General features: G+C 59.4%; 13 protein-coding genes and 2 pseudogenes. 6 read left to right on the top strand and 9 right to left on the bottom strand.

Annotated elements, in window-relative coordinates; all coding sequences use genetic code 11:
- Positions 1-62: 62 nt before the first annotated feature.
- Positions 63-191 (bottom strand): annotated as a pseudogene (locus tag GGD67_RS39470) (integrase); the annotation flags it as partial.
- A gap of 19 nt (positions 192-210) precedes the next feature.
- A pseudogene (locus tag GGD67_RS24895) lies at positions 211-694 on the bottom strand (IS5/IS1182 family transposase); the annotation flags it as partial.
- A gap of 249 nt (positions 695-943) precedes the next feature.
- Here GGD67_RS24895 and GGD67_RS24890 point away from each other — a divergent pair.
- On the top strand, positions 944-1354 hold the full coding sequence (locus GGD67_RS24890; protein ID WP_179736517.1) for a response regulator: 411 nt from the start codon (positions 944-946) through the stop codon (positions 1352-1354).
- A 243-nt stretch (positions 1355-1597) separates the two neighbouring features.
- Here GGD67_RS24890 and GGD67_RS40195 read toward each other — a convergent pair whose 3' ends face one another.
- Positions 1598-1837: a DUF6894 family protein gene (locus GGD67_RS40195; protein WP_409411125.1), complete on the bottom strand. Its 240-nt coding sequence runs from the start codon at positions 1835-1837 to the stop codon at positions 1598-1600.
- Positions 1838-2150: 313 nt separating this feature from the next.
- Between GGD67_RS40195 and GGD67_RS24885 the strand changes: the two genes are divergently transcribed.
- The 4 genes from GGD67_RS24885 (at position 2151) to GGD67_RS24870 (ending at position 4131) form a co-directional block, all read left to right on the top strand.
- A complete protein-coding gene (locus tag GGD67_RS24885; protein WP_179736515.1) occupies positions 2151-2297 on the top strand; it encodes a hypothetical protein in 147 nt (48 codons plus the stop codon).
- 114 nt (positions 2298-2411) lie between these two features.
- A complete protein-coding gene (locus GGD67_RS24880; protein ID WP_179736513.1) occupies positions 2412-2753 on the top strand; it encodes a response regulator in 342 nt (113 codons plus the stop codon).
- A 4-nt stretch (positions 2754-2757) separates the two neighbouring features.
- Positions 2758-3138 carry a response regulator gene (locus GGD67_RS24875; RefSeq protein ID WP_179736511.1) on the top strand — a complete coding sequence of 127 codons (381 nt, stop codon included), beginning with the start codon at positions 2758-2760 and terminating at the stop codon, positions 3136-3138.
- Positions 3139-3663: 525 nt separating this feature from the next.
- Entirely contained in the window at positions 3664-4131 is a 468-nt protein-coding gene (locus tag GGD67_RS24870) for a hypothetical protein (protein WP_179736509.1), read from the top strand.
- A 154-nt stretch (positions 4132-4285) separates the two neighbouring features.
- Here GGD67_RS24870 and GGD67_RS24865 read toward each other — a convergent pair whose 3' ends face one another.
- Positions 4286-6103: a PAS domain-containing sensor histidine kinase gene (locus tag GGD67_RS24865; RefSeq protein WP_210286623.1), complete on the bottom strand. Its 1818-nt coding sequence runs from the start codon at positions 6101-6103 to the stop codon at positions 4286-4288.
- A gap of 422 nt (positions 6104-6525) precedes the next feature.
- Entirely contained in the window at positions 6526-7050 is a 525-nt protein-coding gene (locus GGD67_RS24860) for a hypothetical protein (protein ID WP_179736505.1), read from the bottom strand.
- 317 nt (positions 7051-7367) lie between these two features.
- Between GGD67_RS24860 and GGD67_RS24855 the strand changes: the two genes are divergently transcribed.
- Entirely contained in the window at positions 7368-8021 is a 654-nt protein-coding gene (locus GGD67_RS24855) for a recombinase family protein (RefSeq protein ID WP_179736504.1), read from the top strand.
- A 1373-nt stretch (positions 8022-9394) separates the two neighbouring features.
- Here the strand turns inward: GGD67_RS24855 and GGD67_RS24850 are convergent.
- From GGD67_RS24850 to GGD67_RS24835, 4 genes are all read right to left on the bottom strand, one after another.
- Positions 9395-11446: an AAA family ATPase gene (locus tag GGD67_RS24850; protein WP_179736503.1), complete on the bottom strand. Its 2052-nt coding sequence runs from the start codon at positions 11444-11446 to the stop codon at positions 9395-9397.
- A gap of 15 nt (positions 11447-11461) precedes the next feature.
- Positions 11462-12088: a hypothetical protein gene (locus GGD67_RS24845; protein ID WP_179736502.1), complete on the bottom strand. Its 627-nt coding sequence runs from the start codon at positions 12086-12088 to the stop codon at positions 11462-11464.
- Between the two features lie 139 nt (positions 12089-12227).
- Entirely contained in the window at positions 12228-13259 is a 1032-nt protein-coding gene (locus GGD67_RS24840) for a DNA polymerase III subunit beta (protein WP_179736501.1), read from the bottom strand.
- A 229-nt stretch (positions 13260-13488) separates the two neighbouring features.
- On the bottom strand, positions 13489-14151 hold the full coding sequence (locus tag GGD67_RS24835; RefSeq protein ID WP_179736500.1) for a hypothetical protein: 663 nt from the start codon (positions 14149-14151) through the stop codon (positions 13489-13491).
- Positions 14152-14231: the final 80 nt, after the last annotated feature.

Below are 14231 nucleotides of genomic sequence, written 5' to 3'. Positions count from 1 at the left end.
GCGAGCGAACCCGCAGGTCGTGCGAGAGGGCAGCGCAGGGCACGTCTGCTCTGCCCCCGAAATCAGACGTCAATTTGTTCTGCTATCGCGAGGGCGTCATCGACCTCGATGCCGAGATATCGAACGGTGCTTTCGATTTTGGTGTGCCCCAGAACGAGCTGTACGGCTCGCAGGTTGCCAGTTCGGCAATACTCCCTGTGAAGCCTGCTTGGGGCAACACCGAGCCTTCAAGCCGCATCGATCACAATCGCGCTTGCTGGCGAGGTAAAGCAAGGTGGCACCATCATTCATCACCGTTGGGTCGTGGTGAGAACTTTGCCGCCAGGGCAACGATAGATGTCTTGAGCATGGTCATAGTGAAGTCGTCGCGCGAGAAGATCCCGTCTGTGCGGGCCGACTTGTCGAAGACTGTAACGTGCGGCTCGATGCCGTGCTCATAGACCAGCCAGGCGAGCATCTCGGCCGAGCCATAGCCGCGGTCACGGAGGAGCCGGCTCGGATAGAGATCAAACCGCTCCAGCCAGCGCTCGATCATGCGCTTAGCGGCCAATACCTCCGCCTGCCGGATTGCCGTCGTTGCCTCAACATCGACGATGATCGCATTCCCGATGTCGATCAGGTAGTTCGTCGAATAGGCGAAAACTCCGAAAGCAGCGTCATCGAGGACAGCCAGATACTCATCGATTGCTCGGCCGACTAGACGGACTGAATCACTGATATCATTGCGTCGCAACAGCCGTCTTTTTTCAAAGAATCGGCCAGTAGCGGACTAAGTTTCAGCACGCCGGAAGCGAAAGTACGCCAGCCAAAGCCACTCTGGTAGCGCTGTCCGCCAAGCGTTCGGGCTTTCTCAGTCTCTTGACGAGGCCGAAGCTGGCATGTCGGGCCTCGCGATGAGCAGGAACAATTACTGTGTTGTTGTTTTGTCTTAAGGAGTAGGCCCATGACAAAAGACCCTCGACAGCGCCTAAAGGACCGCCGCATTCTCGTGATCGAGGATGAGTATTTTCTCGCTGATGATCTAAAAAGAGTCTTGAGCAGTGAAGGGGCCCACGTCATCGGACCTACCGGAGATCGAGCTGAAGCTATCAAGCTGATTGACCGCGACGGTTTCGAGATCGCGGTGATCGACATCAACTTGCATGATGAGTTGGCCTATCCGCTCGCGGATGAGCTTGAACGAAAGGGCATCCCATTCGTTTTTGCCACTGGATACAGTCGCGACGTAATCCCAGACCGATTTGCTCGTGTTCTACGCTGGGAAAAGCCCTACGAGTTAAGGGGCATCGTTGATGGACTTGTCGGTCTTTGCGAGAGATCAATGAGGGGTGTGCGCCGACCAATTGCCGAATGAAGATCGGCACTTAAGGTGTAAGCCCCTCGTATCGCTTAGCTCTCGCATCCCGCCCGAGGTCTGTTCGATATAGTGTGCGCTTTCGGCTTTAGAGACTTATCGAGCAAACAGGCGCGCTAAAACTCTCCGGGCGGGGCCCGCTCCGATGTCAGCGACTGGTCAAAGGCGGCCCTCGTCACGGGCCAACTGCAGAAGTCAACGTGGGCTGAATGACCGAAGCGCCAACTGAGGCCCTGCGTCCTTCTAGTGTCTCGTTGGGATAGCCGGGGAAACTTCGCTAACCACGCGCCCCTTCTTGTCTCGCACTTGGATTGTCATCTCGCCAAGGTAAGAATTCGACGGGTCTTGCTCGGCCTGAGCGACGAAACAGGCGAGAGCGCGCAGGGCTTCGTCTTGCGCTGCTTTCCAGCTTTTCAACTCAATTCCTTCCTCGTCAACGACGAGGGAACAGCCATAGCTCAAGTCGAAATAGTACCGCGTCATAGGTCACCGGATTGGTGCGATCACGATGAAGCTGAGACAGACCACTAGGGTTGCGGTACTCAAGACAACTACAACTAACGCCTGCTGCTTTAGCTGATCCAGCTTTCGCTCCATGGCGGCCTCCCGGCTTAAGTACCCCGGACTAATTAACCTGTGTTAATTTTGTTCCGCTGACTTCCAAGGGGCGCCTGCGATTTTTAGAGGCCGCTTCGACCCCCGGGCTCGGCCACCTTTAACATAGGCGATAGCAAGGGTGGACTGGGGCGTGCAATCCACAGACATGGCTGAATGCCCCCCGCCTTCTGACTACTCAATGATGGTTCTGGACCTCGACCGCGAGGACGAGGGCGTGCGCGTCGCGCAACAAATAGCTACGAAGTTGCAGAAGGTCGTCACGGTCAGAGCGGCCGATCGCGTCGCGCTGATCCGAGTTGAGCCAGCCAAGCGCTCGATGCACTAAGCCGTGACTGTTGAGGAACGTCGCGCCGCTCTTTTGGTTTGGTGACCAGCATCCAAGGAACCAATGATGATCCCACGAGAGCAGCCGAACAGCGACCCGGTTAGGGTCTTGCTCGTGGAGGACGAATGGCTCATCCGGTCGTATGTAGCTGAGCAGCTTCGAGGCCATGGGCTTGAGGTTGTTGAAGCGAGCACCGCAGATGATGCGATGGATTACATTTCATCGGGTGAGCGGATTGACGCGCTAATAACTGACATCCGAATGCCGGGAACCCTTGATGGCCTTGAGTTGGCTGGGAGGGTGCGCGATATGCAACCGATGCTCCTTATCCTCGTTGCCTCTGGAAGCATCGAATTGGAGAGCGCAGCGAGCCGCGTAGGTAGGTTCATCCGCAAGCCCTACGATCCCAAGCAGATCGCAATGCACATCGCGGACATGCTCGGCCCGGCGCTGTAGTAGCATGCAAGCAGCAAATGTACTGCTCGTCGAGCAGGACGTGCTCGTGCGCCATCCGCTGGCCGAGTACCTTCGCAAGTGCGGCTATCGCGTTGTGGAAGTAACTGACCACGATGAAGCGCGTGAATGCTTTGAGGGCGGGAAACACTACATTGATGTGGCCTTGATCGACGCAGGCTCTCCCACCGGTTCCGGGTTTGCTCTCTCTGCGTGGATACGGAGTAACCACCCAACCGTGAGGACGATGCTTGGCGCGACGGTCGGCAAGGTCCTCGCTCTTGCGGGTGATCTTTGTGAGGAAGGCCCGCAAGCAGCGAAGAAGCTGAACTATCGGCCCGTGCTCGACCACATCCGCCAACTGCTCGCTACCCGTAAGGGGTCTTAGGCTTCCCCAGCGACTTGGTAGTCCGTAGGCCCTTTGGCCGTGTTGCTGCCAGCAATCACAGACGAAGTCTGCTCAGGGTCAAAACCGGCTGTGGACGTGGGCCGGCCGTCTACCTGGTCTACCGCCAATAGCAGACGCGAAGGCAATTTTCGGGTGGTGCCAAGGGGCGGCCGCTCGGCACGATCCCCTTAGCGAGTTGGATGATTATCGAAACTAAGACGCGTCGGTGAGAAGGCAGGCGTGTAGTCGTGCGAACACTCCGGCTGGCTGCCCTTCGACAAGCAAGTGCGGGCTTATGGCCTATTAACCGGTACCTTGCTCGTCGCTCCCCCGCCAAGAAGCCATTCGCCGTGTCCTGAACTAGGTCCCGACCAGCGTCGAGGAGCCGCCTCTCGACATTGCTGGAGCATCGCCGGCGTTAACCCTGTCGGCAAATGATCCGCGCGCGGCACGTCCGCTGCCGACAGATTGCCTCATTGGAGCGGAGACTTTTTCAACAGCACTAACCTTGGTTAGAGGCGCGTCATGCTGAGACCGAGCTTCCTGGGTCTCCTCATCGTATTGGGTGTAGGGGTCCTGTCAGTCATGGAGCTGCGGGCTCCCCCGCGCGGCACGGTCGCGCTCGTCCAGTCGCCTGCCGCACCCGACGCCGGCTCACCTGCCTCGCCTGACACACTGGCGAAAGGCGATCGCCTTGACGTCGCCCCGGTGAGCAGCGTGACACCGACCCAGGTGGCCTTGGCCGAAGCGCCTGTTGCTCCCCCAATCGATGCCGGTATCACTTCGCTGCAGCATTCGAGGCCGATCGCCCGCCAACGTCATAACGCGAAGACGGCCGCGCTCGCCGCACGTCCGAAACCGAAGAAGGTAGCTGCTATCAAGCAACCTGCCATTGGCGAGCGTTCAAAGCTCGCAAGCGAGACCGTGTCGTGCAGGCTCGCGGCGTTTGGCGGCTTGCGCAAGGCGCTGAATTTATCCGGCTGCGAAATCTGAGAGGTGCGGACTTTTTGCGGTGCCCGATGGCTTCAGTAAGAAGACAGCACGCTACAGGAGTGCGCTTCAGAACCCAACGTGTGCAGCCATCCGTACTCCGTTCGTGGCTCACAATCCAGAGCGCGGCTGCGTTGAACGAAGTGAGCAGACCAGATCAGGCGCTCAGCCGTGCCCCGCTGAGTTCCAGGCGGACTTGTACGCCAGAGGGCTTCCAAACGATATCGACTTTTCCGCCGAGTTGCCCTTCGACTGCAGACTTAATGAGCCTGCTGCCGAAGCCGGTCGAGATCGGCTTGGCGATCGCAGCAGACAAATTGTGCTCGCTCCAAGTCAGAACCAGAACGTCTCCAGCAAATTCCCACCCGATCATCACCTTCCCGTCTGCATGACCCAGTGCGCCATACTTGATAGCGTTCGTGGCAAGCTCATGCAGGATGAGTGCCATTGCGGTGGCTGATTTCTCCCCGAGCACAATTTCCGGTCCGGTCAAGCTCACTTTGCCATGCTGCGAGGCACTCAAATGCGGTGCCAGTATCTGTTCAGCAAGATGGATGAGCAACACCGAATGCGCTGGCATCGAATCCGCTCCGCCGATCCGGACGAGGTCATGTGCCCGAGATAGCGCTTGCAAGCGCTGGTTAAGAGCGGCGCTCATTTCAGCCGTCGTATTGGTCGATCGGCCCGTCATGGACACCATGGCGCTGAAGAGCGAGAAGAGGTTCTTCACCCGATGATTCAGCTCTTGCATCAGCAGTTGGCGAGCCTCCTCGGCCATTTTCAAATCATGCAGGTCGGTGCACGTGCCGTACCAGCGGATGATCTCGCCCGCCTCGTTGCGGATGCATTGTGCACGTCCGATCACCCAGCGGTATTCGCCCGAGCGGTGCCGTAGCCGATACTCGATGTGATAAGGGACACCCGTAGCCAAACTGTGGCGCCATACTTTCCAGGCCCGCTCCTGGTCGTCGGGGTGAAACATTCCGTTCCAGGCCTCACCGTCGGTCGAACCTTTGGGCACGCCTGTGTATTCGTACCAACGGTCGTTGTAATAATCGTGATAACCGTCGGGCAGCGTCGACCAGATCATCTGGTCAATCGAGTTCACGATGGCCTGGTAACGTTCCTCGCTCTCACGAAGAGCAGCCAGCGCCCGGATCGTGTCCGTCACGTCGGTCGCCTGCACGAAGATGCCGTACCGATCGCCCGCGCGGTCGCTTATCGGCTGAAAGACGAAGTCGAGATGCCGTTGCTCGCGAATTCCACTTCGATCCAGGACGACCGGAATGGCGCGCCCGGCGTAAGGCACTCCGCTCTGGTAGACGGTGTCAAGTAGTTCGATGAAACCTTGCGACGCCACCTCGGGCAGGGCCTGATGGACCGATTTGTCGAGGATGTCGTTACGGCCCACCAACTGCAAGTAAGCGGGGTTTGCGATTTCGAAGACATGACGGGGCCCGCGCAGAATGGCCGTCGCGCCTGGCGCCTGTTCAAACATAAGAGACAGACGTGCAATCTCTTGCTGGGCACTGCGCCGCGCCAGGACGATTTGAGTTGTTTCGTTCCCTTGATTGAAGATGCCCGCAACCTCGCCATCTTCGCCGCGGATCGGGCTAATGCTGTAGTTCCAGTAGGTCTCCTGCTGGCTGCCGCCACGCACCATTGGCAGCATTTCGTCATAGGTGGAAAAGCCTTCACCCGTGGCCACCACGTTCTCGAACTGCGGGCCGACGACGTGCCAGATGTCGGACCAGACTTCCTTGGCGGGGCGGCCGAGAGCCCAGGGATGGCGCTCGCCCGGAATGACAGACCACGCGTCATTATAAAGGAGCCTGAAGTCCGGCCCCCAGTAGATCGCCGTTGGAAAGCTCGAATACAGGCAAATGGACAGTGCCGAACGAAGCGATTGCGGCCACGACTCCGGAGGCCCGAGCGGATGTGTCCTCCAATCGAAAAGACGGATAAGCTCGCCCATCCGTCCTCCGCCGCTTAGAAATCTTGTCGTCTCGTCACGCATCGGCCTGCCCATCTCAGTCCTCCGAGCGCAAGCTTATCCAGCATTTCGGCGGACGGATAGCCGACGCATCGGTGAGAAGATCGGCGTGCAGTCGCGCCAGCGCTCCGGCTTGCCGCTCTAGCTAGGCCGAGGCTGGAGTTTGGCTAAAGCCAACCGTAGACGATTATTCCTCACCGCCACAAATCGTTCGCGGTCCACCCCGCAAAAGCGAGCGTCGGTCGGGAGAAGGATTTTCTAAAAACGAACGGGGCAAGAACCCGCAAAACTACGTAAGGTCTATAGGTTGCCTGCGGCTTAGGAAGTCTGAGAGCGGAAAATATTGTCGCGGGCTTGCCGAAGTAGCACTGAGCAGGCCTGTACGCCGCATTTAGAGGCTGTGATCAGACGTTGATCACCGTGAGCCTTCGCATCGCACGCTGTCTGGACTGCCACGCTTCTGCGTCAGACTTGTGGTGCATGTGAAGTTGACGCTCGGGCGTGAGTACGACGATATCGTCGCCCCAATATTCGCCGACCGCGCACAAACCGATAGCGGCCTGACGAACAAGCTGCGACGTCAACAATCGTGGCAAGGCTAAGCGGTAGCAAACACCATCATAGACAAAGAAGCCGAGCCGGACCATGAGGCCGAACTCCCGGCTGAACGTGCCATAGCAATCTGCGTAAAGTTCGAATGCGGCGGCACAATTTTGTTGCTTCAGCTCATCGAGGGTTTCACGAGCGAAGGCAGCTAGATCAGGCATGCCGTCACCATGGAGTAGCTCCACCCGATCATGGAACTCGCAGTCCGCCAGTGCAGTCGACCATAAAGCTTCCGCCTCGCTGGCCTTGGCGATCCAAGCCGCATCAAAATCGGGTCTTCCGGTCGGCATCTCTAGAAGGACGTGCGTGGTAGAAAGCGACATCTTGGGCTCTCCTATCAGATCCCTGACGAGCAGGAAGACGCTGCTATTGCGCCCAAACTCCTGAGGCACGGTATCGCAACATGATGCTGGGCGAAATGCGTCGGGTAGTCGATTTTCGAAAAATTTTGGCGCACGGTTTTGCGAACGTTTTGGTTGCCTCGTTTGGGGACCGCCAGGGGGCAGTTGTCGGGGCCTCCCTGCCCTCACTAATAACTTTCAGTTTTTGAGACATACTGATCCATTCTTTGGGCCCGACTCTTGCAGAGATTATTGTTTTGTAACATGCTGGCGTTCGTCGATGTGTTACGAGATGGACGATGTTGCAGCCTATTGTCGCCTACTACCGTGTCTCTCGAGAGAAACAGGGCCGTTCTGGACTTGGTCTCGATGGTCAACGGCGCCTTGTTTCAACCTTCGCCGCCAACGAGACAATGGAGATCGCAGGTGAGTTCACCGAGGTCGAGACTGGGAAGGGAGTGGACGCGCTGGAGAGGCGTCCCCAGCTTGCTGCTGCCCTGCGGAAGGCAAAGAAGCTCAAATGCCCGGTCGTTGTGGCCAAATTGGATCGTCTGTCTCGCGATGTGGCCTTCATCGCCGGCCTAATGGCTAAACGGGTGCCATTCATCGTCACTGAGTTGGGCAGGGACGTCGATCCGTTCATGCTGCACATTTATGCTGCCGTGGCAGAGAAGGAACGCAGCGTGATCGCTGAACGGACCCGCCTCGCCCTTGCGGAGGCTAAGCATCGCGGCAAGCGGCTTGGCAATCAACGACAGGCCAATGTCAATAAAGCTGCTGCAGCGGCCCGGGATGCTCAGCTAGAGCCCATCCTGAAGGAGATGTGGGAGCTTCCTCTTCGTGAGATCGCTCAAGAGCTGACGGACCGGGGAATACCAGCACCTCGTGGCGGTAATTGGAATCCAATGACGGTCATGCGGGTGATGAGGCGGCTGGGCATTCCCAGCGAATAAATGTCAGTCAAGGACGCCAGCGGCGATCAGCCGCCGATAAAGTTCATTATAGGCGGCGTCCCGCGCTCGTGGGAGCGCCGCAGGGTCCGCCAAGGCATCCAAGACGTTTTTTACGAGCCTTCGCGCCGCGTTGGCTTCCTGTGGATTCAGGGCGTCGAGCCACGTTTCAACCGCGAACCACTCAATGCCGCACGCCTCCAGCTCGCAAATTCCCCTGCGATCCAGATCACTCAGCCACCGGGTCGTTGCTAACCTTGCTTTTGCTTGCTTTCGGGCACGTCCAATCTGATCGGTGCGGTCTCGGCTCCGCTTCACGGTAGAGGTTTGCCAGACCTTGGGCCGGACGACCGGTACAAAACGCCCACGTTCATCCCTGATGATAGGCGGCACGGCCTGCCTCCATGATCCGCTTGCGCAATCGCGTAAGCTTCAAGATCAAATCGTCCTCACTGATCAATCCTCGCGAAGTCCGCGCCCAAATCCATCGGAGCGCGTCTGAGAAGGCCGGAAAGTCACGGTCGAGGAGCTCGAGCTGAAAGCCTTGTCGCGCTGCCCAAGTATTGCAATTCCCTTCGTCGGATGGGGTCAGCACAATCGTCCGGCCCGGCTGGCTCGGATCGCGACGCCAAAGAACGCAAAGCCGACTCCGTTCAGCTCGCATTTCAGCACGCTGAATACGGTCTGGATCTCCAGAAAGGTACGCGGCGGCAAGTCGCGACCGCTTGGCGGCGGCGTTATGCCGAAAGCAAGTTTGTTGGTTTCGCATGCGCGCTGCTCTGCAGGGCTTTCCAAAACGAGTGAGCGCCGTACAGCGCGGCATCTCCCGGTTCGGGCCGTTGCAAAACCTCGCGCGTGCAGCCATGAAGTTTTGGCGCTGCGTCTCGGATTGAAATCCGAGAACGCGACCGGTTCGCGGATCTCGCAGACCTCGAAATGAACTCATAACGCACCCTTTCACGGCGCTATTGCGAGCCAACTGTAGCATAACTTTGTCAGACCACAGAAGGAGAGCCTTTGTCGTTCAGCGCTTAAATCCTGCACTCAGTCGTCGGCGCATCAGCGCTGAGTACTCGCCATGGTATTTCGCCGTCCGGTGCGGGCAGCAATGGAACGCTTACCCATCTCATACTCGACGCTAGCCAGTGCCGGCGTCCGGCCGGTGCGGTGTCAGGTGTTGTCCTCGAATTCACGCCGTACCTTCCAGTGGGCGACGAAGCGTGGTGCGCGGTGCTTCGCACTATCTGGTTCGGTCGCGGTCACCGGGCCTATAGGGAGGGAGGTTCGCTGTCCTCCCTCCCTATAGGACCGGGAACACCGAACACCCCAACCGGGAAGAACCAAGAAGCAACCAAGAAGGTAACCGAGAAGGCTCATCACGCATCTCCCGAGTCGGCCGGTCCAGGCGCTAGGTGCCGGATTGTTTTCGAAGGCGGCCCAAAGCTTGCGATATGGATGCGGTCAGCCGCGAGAAGCCGCTCGAGAGCGGCCCTGTAGTCGCGCTGCGTATAGGGCTTACCGTCGGGGTGGCCGGCGATAATCTTGGGCGCGTAGTTCGACGCATGGGCTGACGGGCTCACTGGACGGTTCTGTCTCGTCAACTTGCCCAGAACATCCAGAAACGCCCCATCGATCTTCTGCTCGCGCGCGAGCTTCTCGAGCGTGGATTGGCCCGCGACTGGCAAGAAGAGGCCGTTTTGGTAACGCAACACGACCGCATCGGACAGCGGACCGTAATTGTTTTTGAGGAATGAGAGCTCGCGCAGGTCGCTTGCGGATTGCCCGTCCCCATCCTGCTCCTGCACAGTCTTAAGCAACATGCGGGCACGAACCGAGTTGTGCCATGCGGTCGATCCACTTAACCCGGTGCCGCTGTTGATCCCGGTTAGGGATGGATGCGCAAGTAACACGACCGAGCCATTTGCAGTAATCGCCAGCTTGCGCATGAGGCCGACAAACTGTCGCACTTGCGATCTGTCGATCTCGTTGCCGGCAAACGTGTCTGCGGTGGCATCTATCCCGATATGCTTGGGCCGGATGTCGGCGGCCGCCTCGAGCAGTCGCTCAAATAGCGGGGTGGGCTGCACTTTCCCCTGCCGGTCGGGGACGGCTAGGACCGCATCTTCGCCGGCAAAGGACAACAGGTGCAAGCCCCCGTCGATTAGGTCCGAAAATTTGACGCCATAGTGATCAGTGATGGCGGTCAACCGCCGGTGCAGCTCATCAGCGTCGTCCTCGGCGCCATAGTAGATCGCCGGTCCGCACTCCGGCAGGCCGCCCAACCAATCCCGGCCGATAACGTGAGCGACACAAAGCTGCAGCTCGACGAGCGTCTTGCCCGCAGCCCCCTCGCCGCTGAACAGCGTCGGCTGACCAATTGGGATGCGATCAGTCACGGCCCATGGGCGCGGAGGGGCCGGATTGGTGTCCCACGGCTGCATATCGATGAATGGTAACGGACCCGCCGGCGGAGACTCGTCTTGCTGATATTTCTCGCGTGCCGACCTGACGATGCGCGGGATGGCATCGAGCCTGGCCTGCCAGCGGACAGTGTCGTGCGGTGCGGTTGAGGACGACATGAGTGCCCGAAGCAGAGTGACTGCGCTGCCATCGTACATTTGGCTGCCGACCAAACGGGCGGCTAACGCGACCAAGGACGAGTGATAGTTTGTTCCGGTGATGATATTACGGACCAACCTCAACCATTCGCTGCCGTCGTTAAGTGCGGTGCCATTGAACTTTGCTTTTGGCGGTTCTGGCGGCGCGGCTATCTGCAACGTGGCTAGCGCCTCCTCGAGATCAATTTCAACGTCAGCGTCGACCTGCTCGATCGTACACAGGCGCGGTTCGGCTTTCCGGTGCCACGAGCCCGGCCAACGGATCGGATGACAGACTGGCTTGTTTGAGGGGTCGCCGCCGACCAAGCGCGCCGCGAGATCCCGAGCTTTCTTCAAGATCGCGAGCGACTTGCCGGTGGCGGGTATCTTCAATCGCCAATGCAGGTGCAATTTGTCTTCTGGCGCAGTGCCGCCGTTAGCCCACGTCCCTCCGCTCCTGACGACCACAGTGGCGGGGCCAAGCAACCCTTCAAGAATGGCGCGCGCCTTGCTCGGCTGCTGGTCACATTCAACGCTCAGCGCCAAGCCTTCGAGCAGATCCTCTTCGCGCGCCTTGTCTTTTCCCACAAAGACAGCAAGCGGCGGGCAGAAAACGGCCGGTACCGGGTTCTGCGCCGCCCTTCGAGCATCGTCCACACAGACTTCGACTAGAAACTTGAGCCCGCCTGATCGAGCGGCGGGGGTGATCCTGAAAACCCGATCGCCCTCCTCGAGGAAACTTCGAACCGTCACGAAACCCTTCTCGCCGGCGCGCCTGAAGATTGCGTCGGCGAAGGTCTCGAGTTGCTCGCGGTCGGGTTCGAGGGGCATTGCCGCCGCCGGACATCAGAATGGGACTTCATCTTGGAGTTCTTCGGCCGTCGTTGGCGTCTTGACCGGCTCGGCAAGTGCATTCTGCGGCCCGCCCCCGATCGGCGGGCCGCCGGAGCCTCCGAAACCGCGCCAATTTACGATGGTGAACTCGGGTCGCAACTTGGCGCCGAACTTCGTCTTCATCACTTTGCTATCGAGCTTGACGAGAGGGAAAACCTGGGTGCCTCGCAAGGCCCGCATCCAAGAGATCCTGTCCACAAGGCGCTCCCAGGCGATTTTCGCGCCCGTTGTTCCGTTAGCGAACGTATAGAGCGACGCATCGGAGGTATCGAGCAGATACACCGCATATTGCGGTTGCCATGGGGGTCGTGGCTGACCGTCAAGCCCCAGCTCCCATTCGCTTTGCGGGATTGCCCCATTGAGGTCATCAATGTCCGGCAGTCCCGCGCCGGTATCGACCAGCGTCTCGACTGCTCCCTCTGATTGCCACCTTTGAATTGCCCTTGCGGTCATCAAAGCAATGAGTTGCTTTCCTGCCATATCCGCCTCGTCTTGCGTGCCCCACCTCCCATCGATGCACTTGAGAAGCGAGCCGTGGATCAATCGTTCGGTGATATTGATTGCGGGTAGGTTCGTCATCTTGCTTTCCTTTTGCTCTTCCTCCGGTTTGGCCGGAATGCGCCGGCCCGCTTAGTTCCTCATGCAGCGTCCGCGACTTCGGCTCCCCAGAAGCACGGCATCTGAACGATCGTGATGCTTGGATCATCAGGGTCGGTGATTAGGATGCCGCTGTTCGCGCGCGTGCCCGCATCGATGCGAACGCGCTCGGCCTCGAGCTCCGCGAGTAACTGCGAGAGGTGTTAATCTGGACGGCTAGCCGTCCCTGTCCGTTGACGCCGGCTTCGATTGGATCGTCGGCGACGTCGGGCGCGCGGGCGATGCAGAGACGGAGGGACTGCTCTGGCGCCGCCCATGTGAGTCCGACGAGCTGCAGATGGCCTTCGTCGGGCATGGCGGCCGCGATGCGCACAAGAGCCCGAGTCAATGCGGCGCCGTTGACGGTCACCCAATTATCGCTCGGGGCAGGAACAAGACGTTCGTAGGCCGGAAAGTCTGCGTCGATCAGCTTCGAGACGAAACTGAAGCCCAAGGACTTGGCCTCCAGCAACGCCGTGCTTCGCCGGAGCGTGACAGGTTCGATGTCCTTGCCGCCCAGCAGCTTGAGCAGGATCTTGATCGCTTGCTTCGGGACGATAAGACGGCGATCGTGCGAGAGGCCTGAGATCCCGGGGGCGACAACGCGAGCAAGGCGGTGACCGTCGGCTGCGACCGCGGTTAATCCTTCGGCGGTATCATGCAAAAAGAGGCCATGGAGATTGAAGCGGGCCTGGTCACTTGGAACCGCGAATGCGGGCTTCGACAATAGCGCCGCCAGCTTCGAGCGCCCGAGCGTGACCCGTCCGGTCTCGTCTTTTATTGTTGGCGTGGACGGTAGGACGTTGATCGGCAACGTCGGCAGCCTGAAACGCGAGCGGCCGCATCGCATTGACGCCATCGGCCCGTCGTCGTCGATCGTGATCTTCGCGTCGGGTGGAAAGCTAGCCGCCAGCGCCGCCAATTGCTCACTTCTGAGCGCAACTTGGCCGATAGTCTCGGTGGCCGCCGGCAAGGAGAGCTTCAGGGCGGAGTCGAGCACATTGGCCGTGATAACGAGCCGGTCGCCCTCAGCCGCCAGCCGCGCATAGTTTAACGCGGGGGCCTTCTTCAGCCGCGCGTCGAGCATGCCGGCGGCCAGGGCGATCGAGGCCAATGGTCGAGCCTGCACAGTGACCCTCATAGCACCGGCTCCGTGATCGATAGCTCGACGAACACCAGGTCCCGATGGCAGCGCTCGCAGATGAGACTGATCGCGTCGGCCTCGCAGCGAACGCCGCTCGGGCGCAGTCGGCGACGGCAGCTCGGGCAGACCAGTTCGTTCGCCATGCGGACGCGGTAGTCCGGCCCAGTCCAGTGCGACGCTCTGTTGATCGGTGCTCGTTTCATGTACCGCTCGCCTTTCGTTCTTTGACCTTTTTGAGAATTTCCTTCGCAGTGGCTTCGGCCTTTTCGGGCGAGAGCGCAGCCAGCATCGCGTCGGCGATAGCGGACGCCGTATCTGTGGGCTTCCAGACGCTCTCGGGGAGAGCTTCGACGCTGCGTCGAAGACGATGATTTTCCTCAAGGACCGCTACGTGTGCGGTCTTGAGCTGCGCGTAGGGAGACGTCTTTGGCTGAGCGCCGGGGTCCGGAACAGCGGTCGACTTCCGCCAGTTTCTCAGGACAGTGTCCGGATGATTGAACCGAAACCGCTCGCCCGCCGTAAGCTGTGAAATCCACTTATCGATTTCAGAGCGGAACTCGAGGCATTCTAAGAGGCGCGCGCGAACCGCCTTATCGATCTCTGCAAAGCCGTTCTCGCTGAGCCATTCGGCCATCGCTTTTTTATATCGACGTCCCGTCGGCTCGTTGGTGTTGGTGTCCCGCATCACTTCCGCGCGGCCGACCAGCAAGGCTTCACCAATCGCAATCCAGTCGGCCCAACCGCGGCGCTTGCGCGCCATGGCCTCCTGGCCAATCCGGACTGTTTCGCTGATCGATTGGTTGTGACAGCACAACCGATCTGACTGCTTGACACCTGCTGACGGTACGCCGATATCGACCATGTTCTCTTCCTGCTTTGCGAGAGCGGGATTAGTGAATCGGCGACCGGGGGTTTGAGTGAAGCCTTTCTTCCCGGCCGCCG

The organism is Bradyrhizobium sp. IAR9, from assembly GCF_013408065.1.
Taxonomy (GTDB): Bacteria; Pseudomonadota; Alphaproteobacteria; order Rhizobiales; family Xanthobacteraceae; genus Bradyrhizobium.
This window is presented reverse-complemented; position numbering and strand designations above follow the sequence as displayed.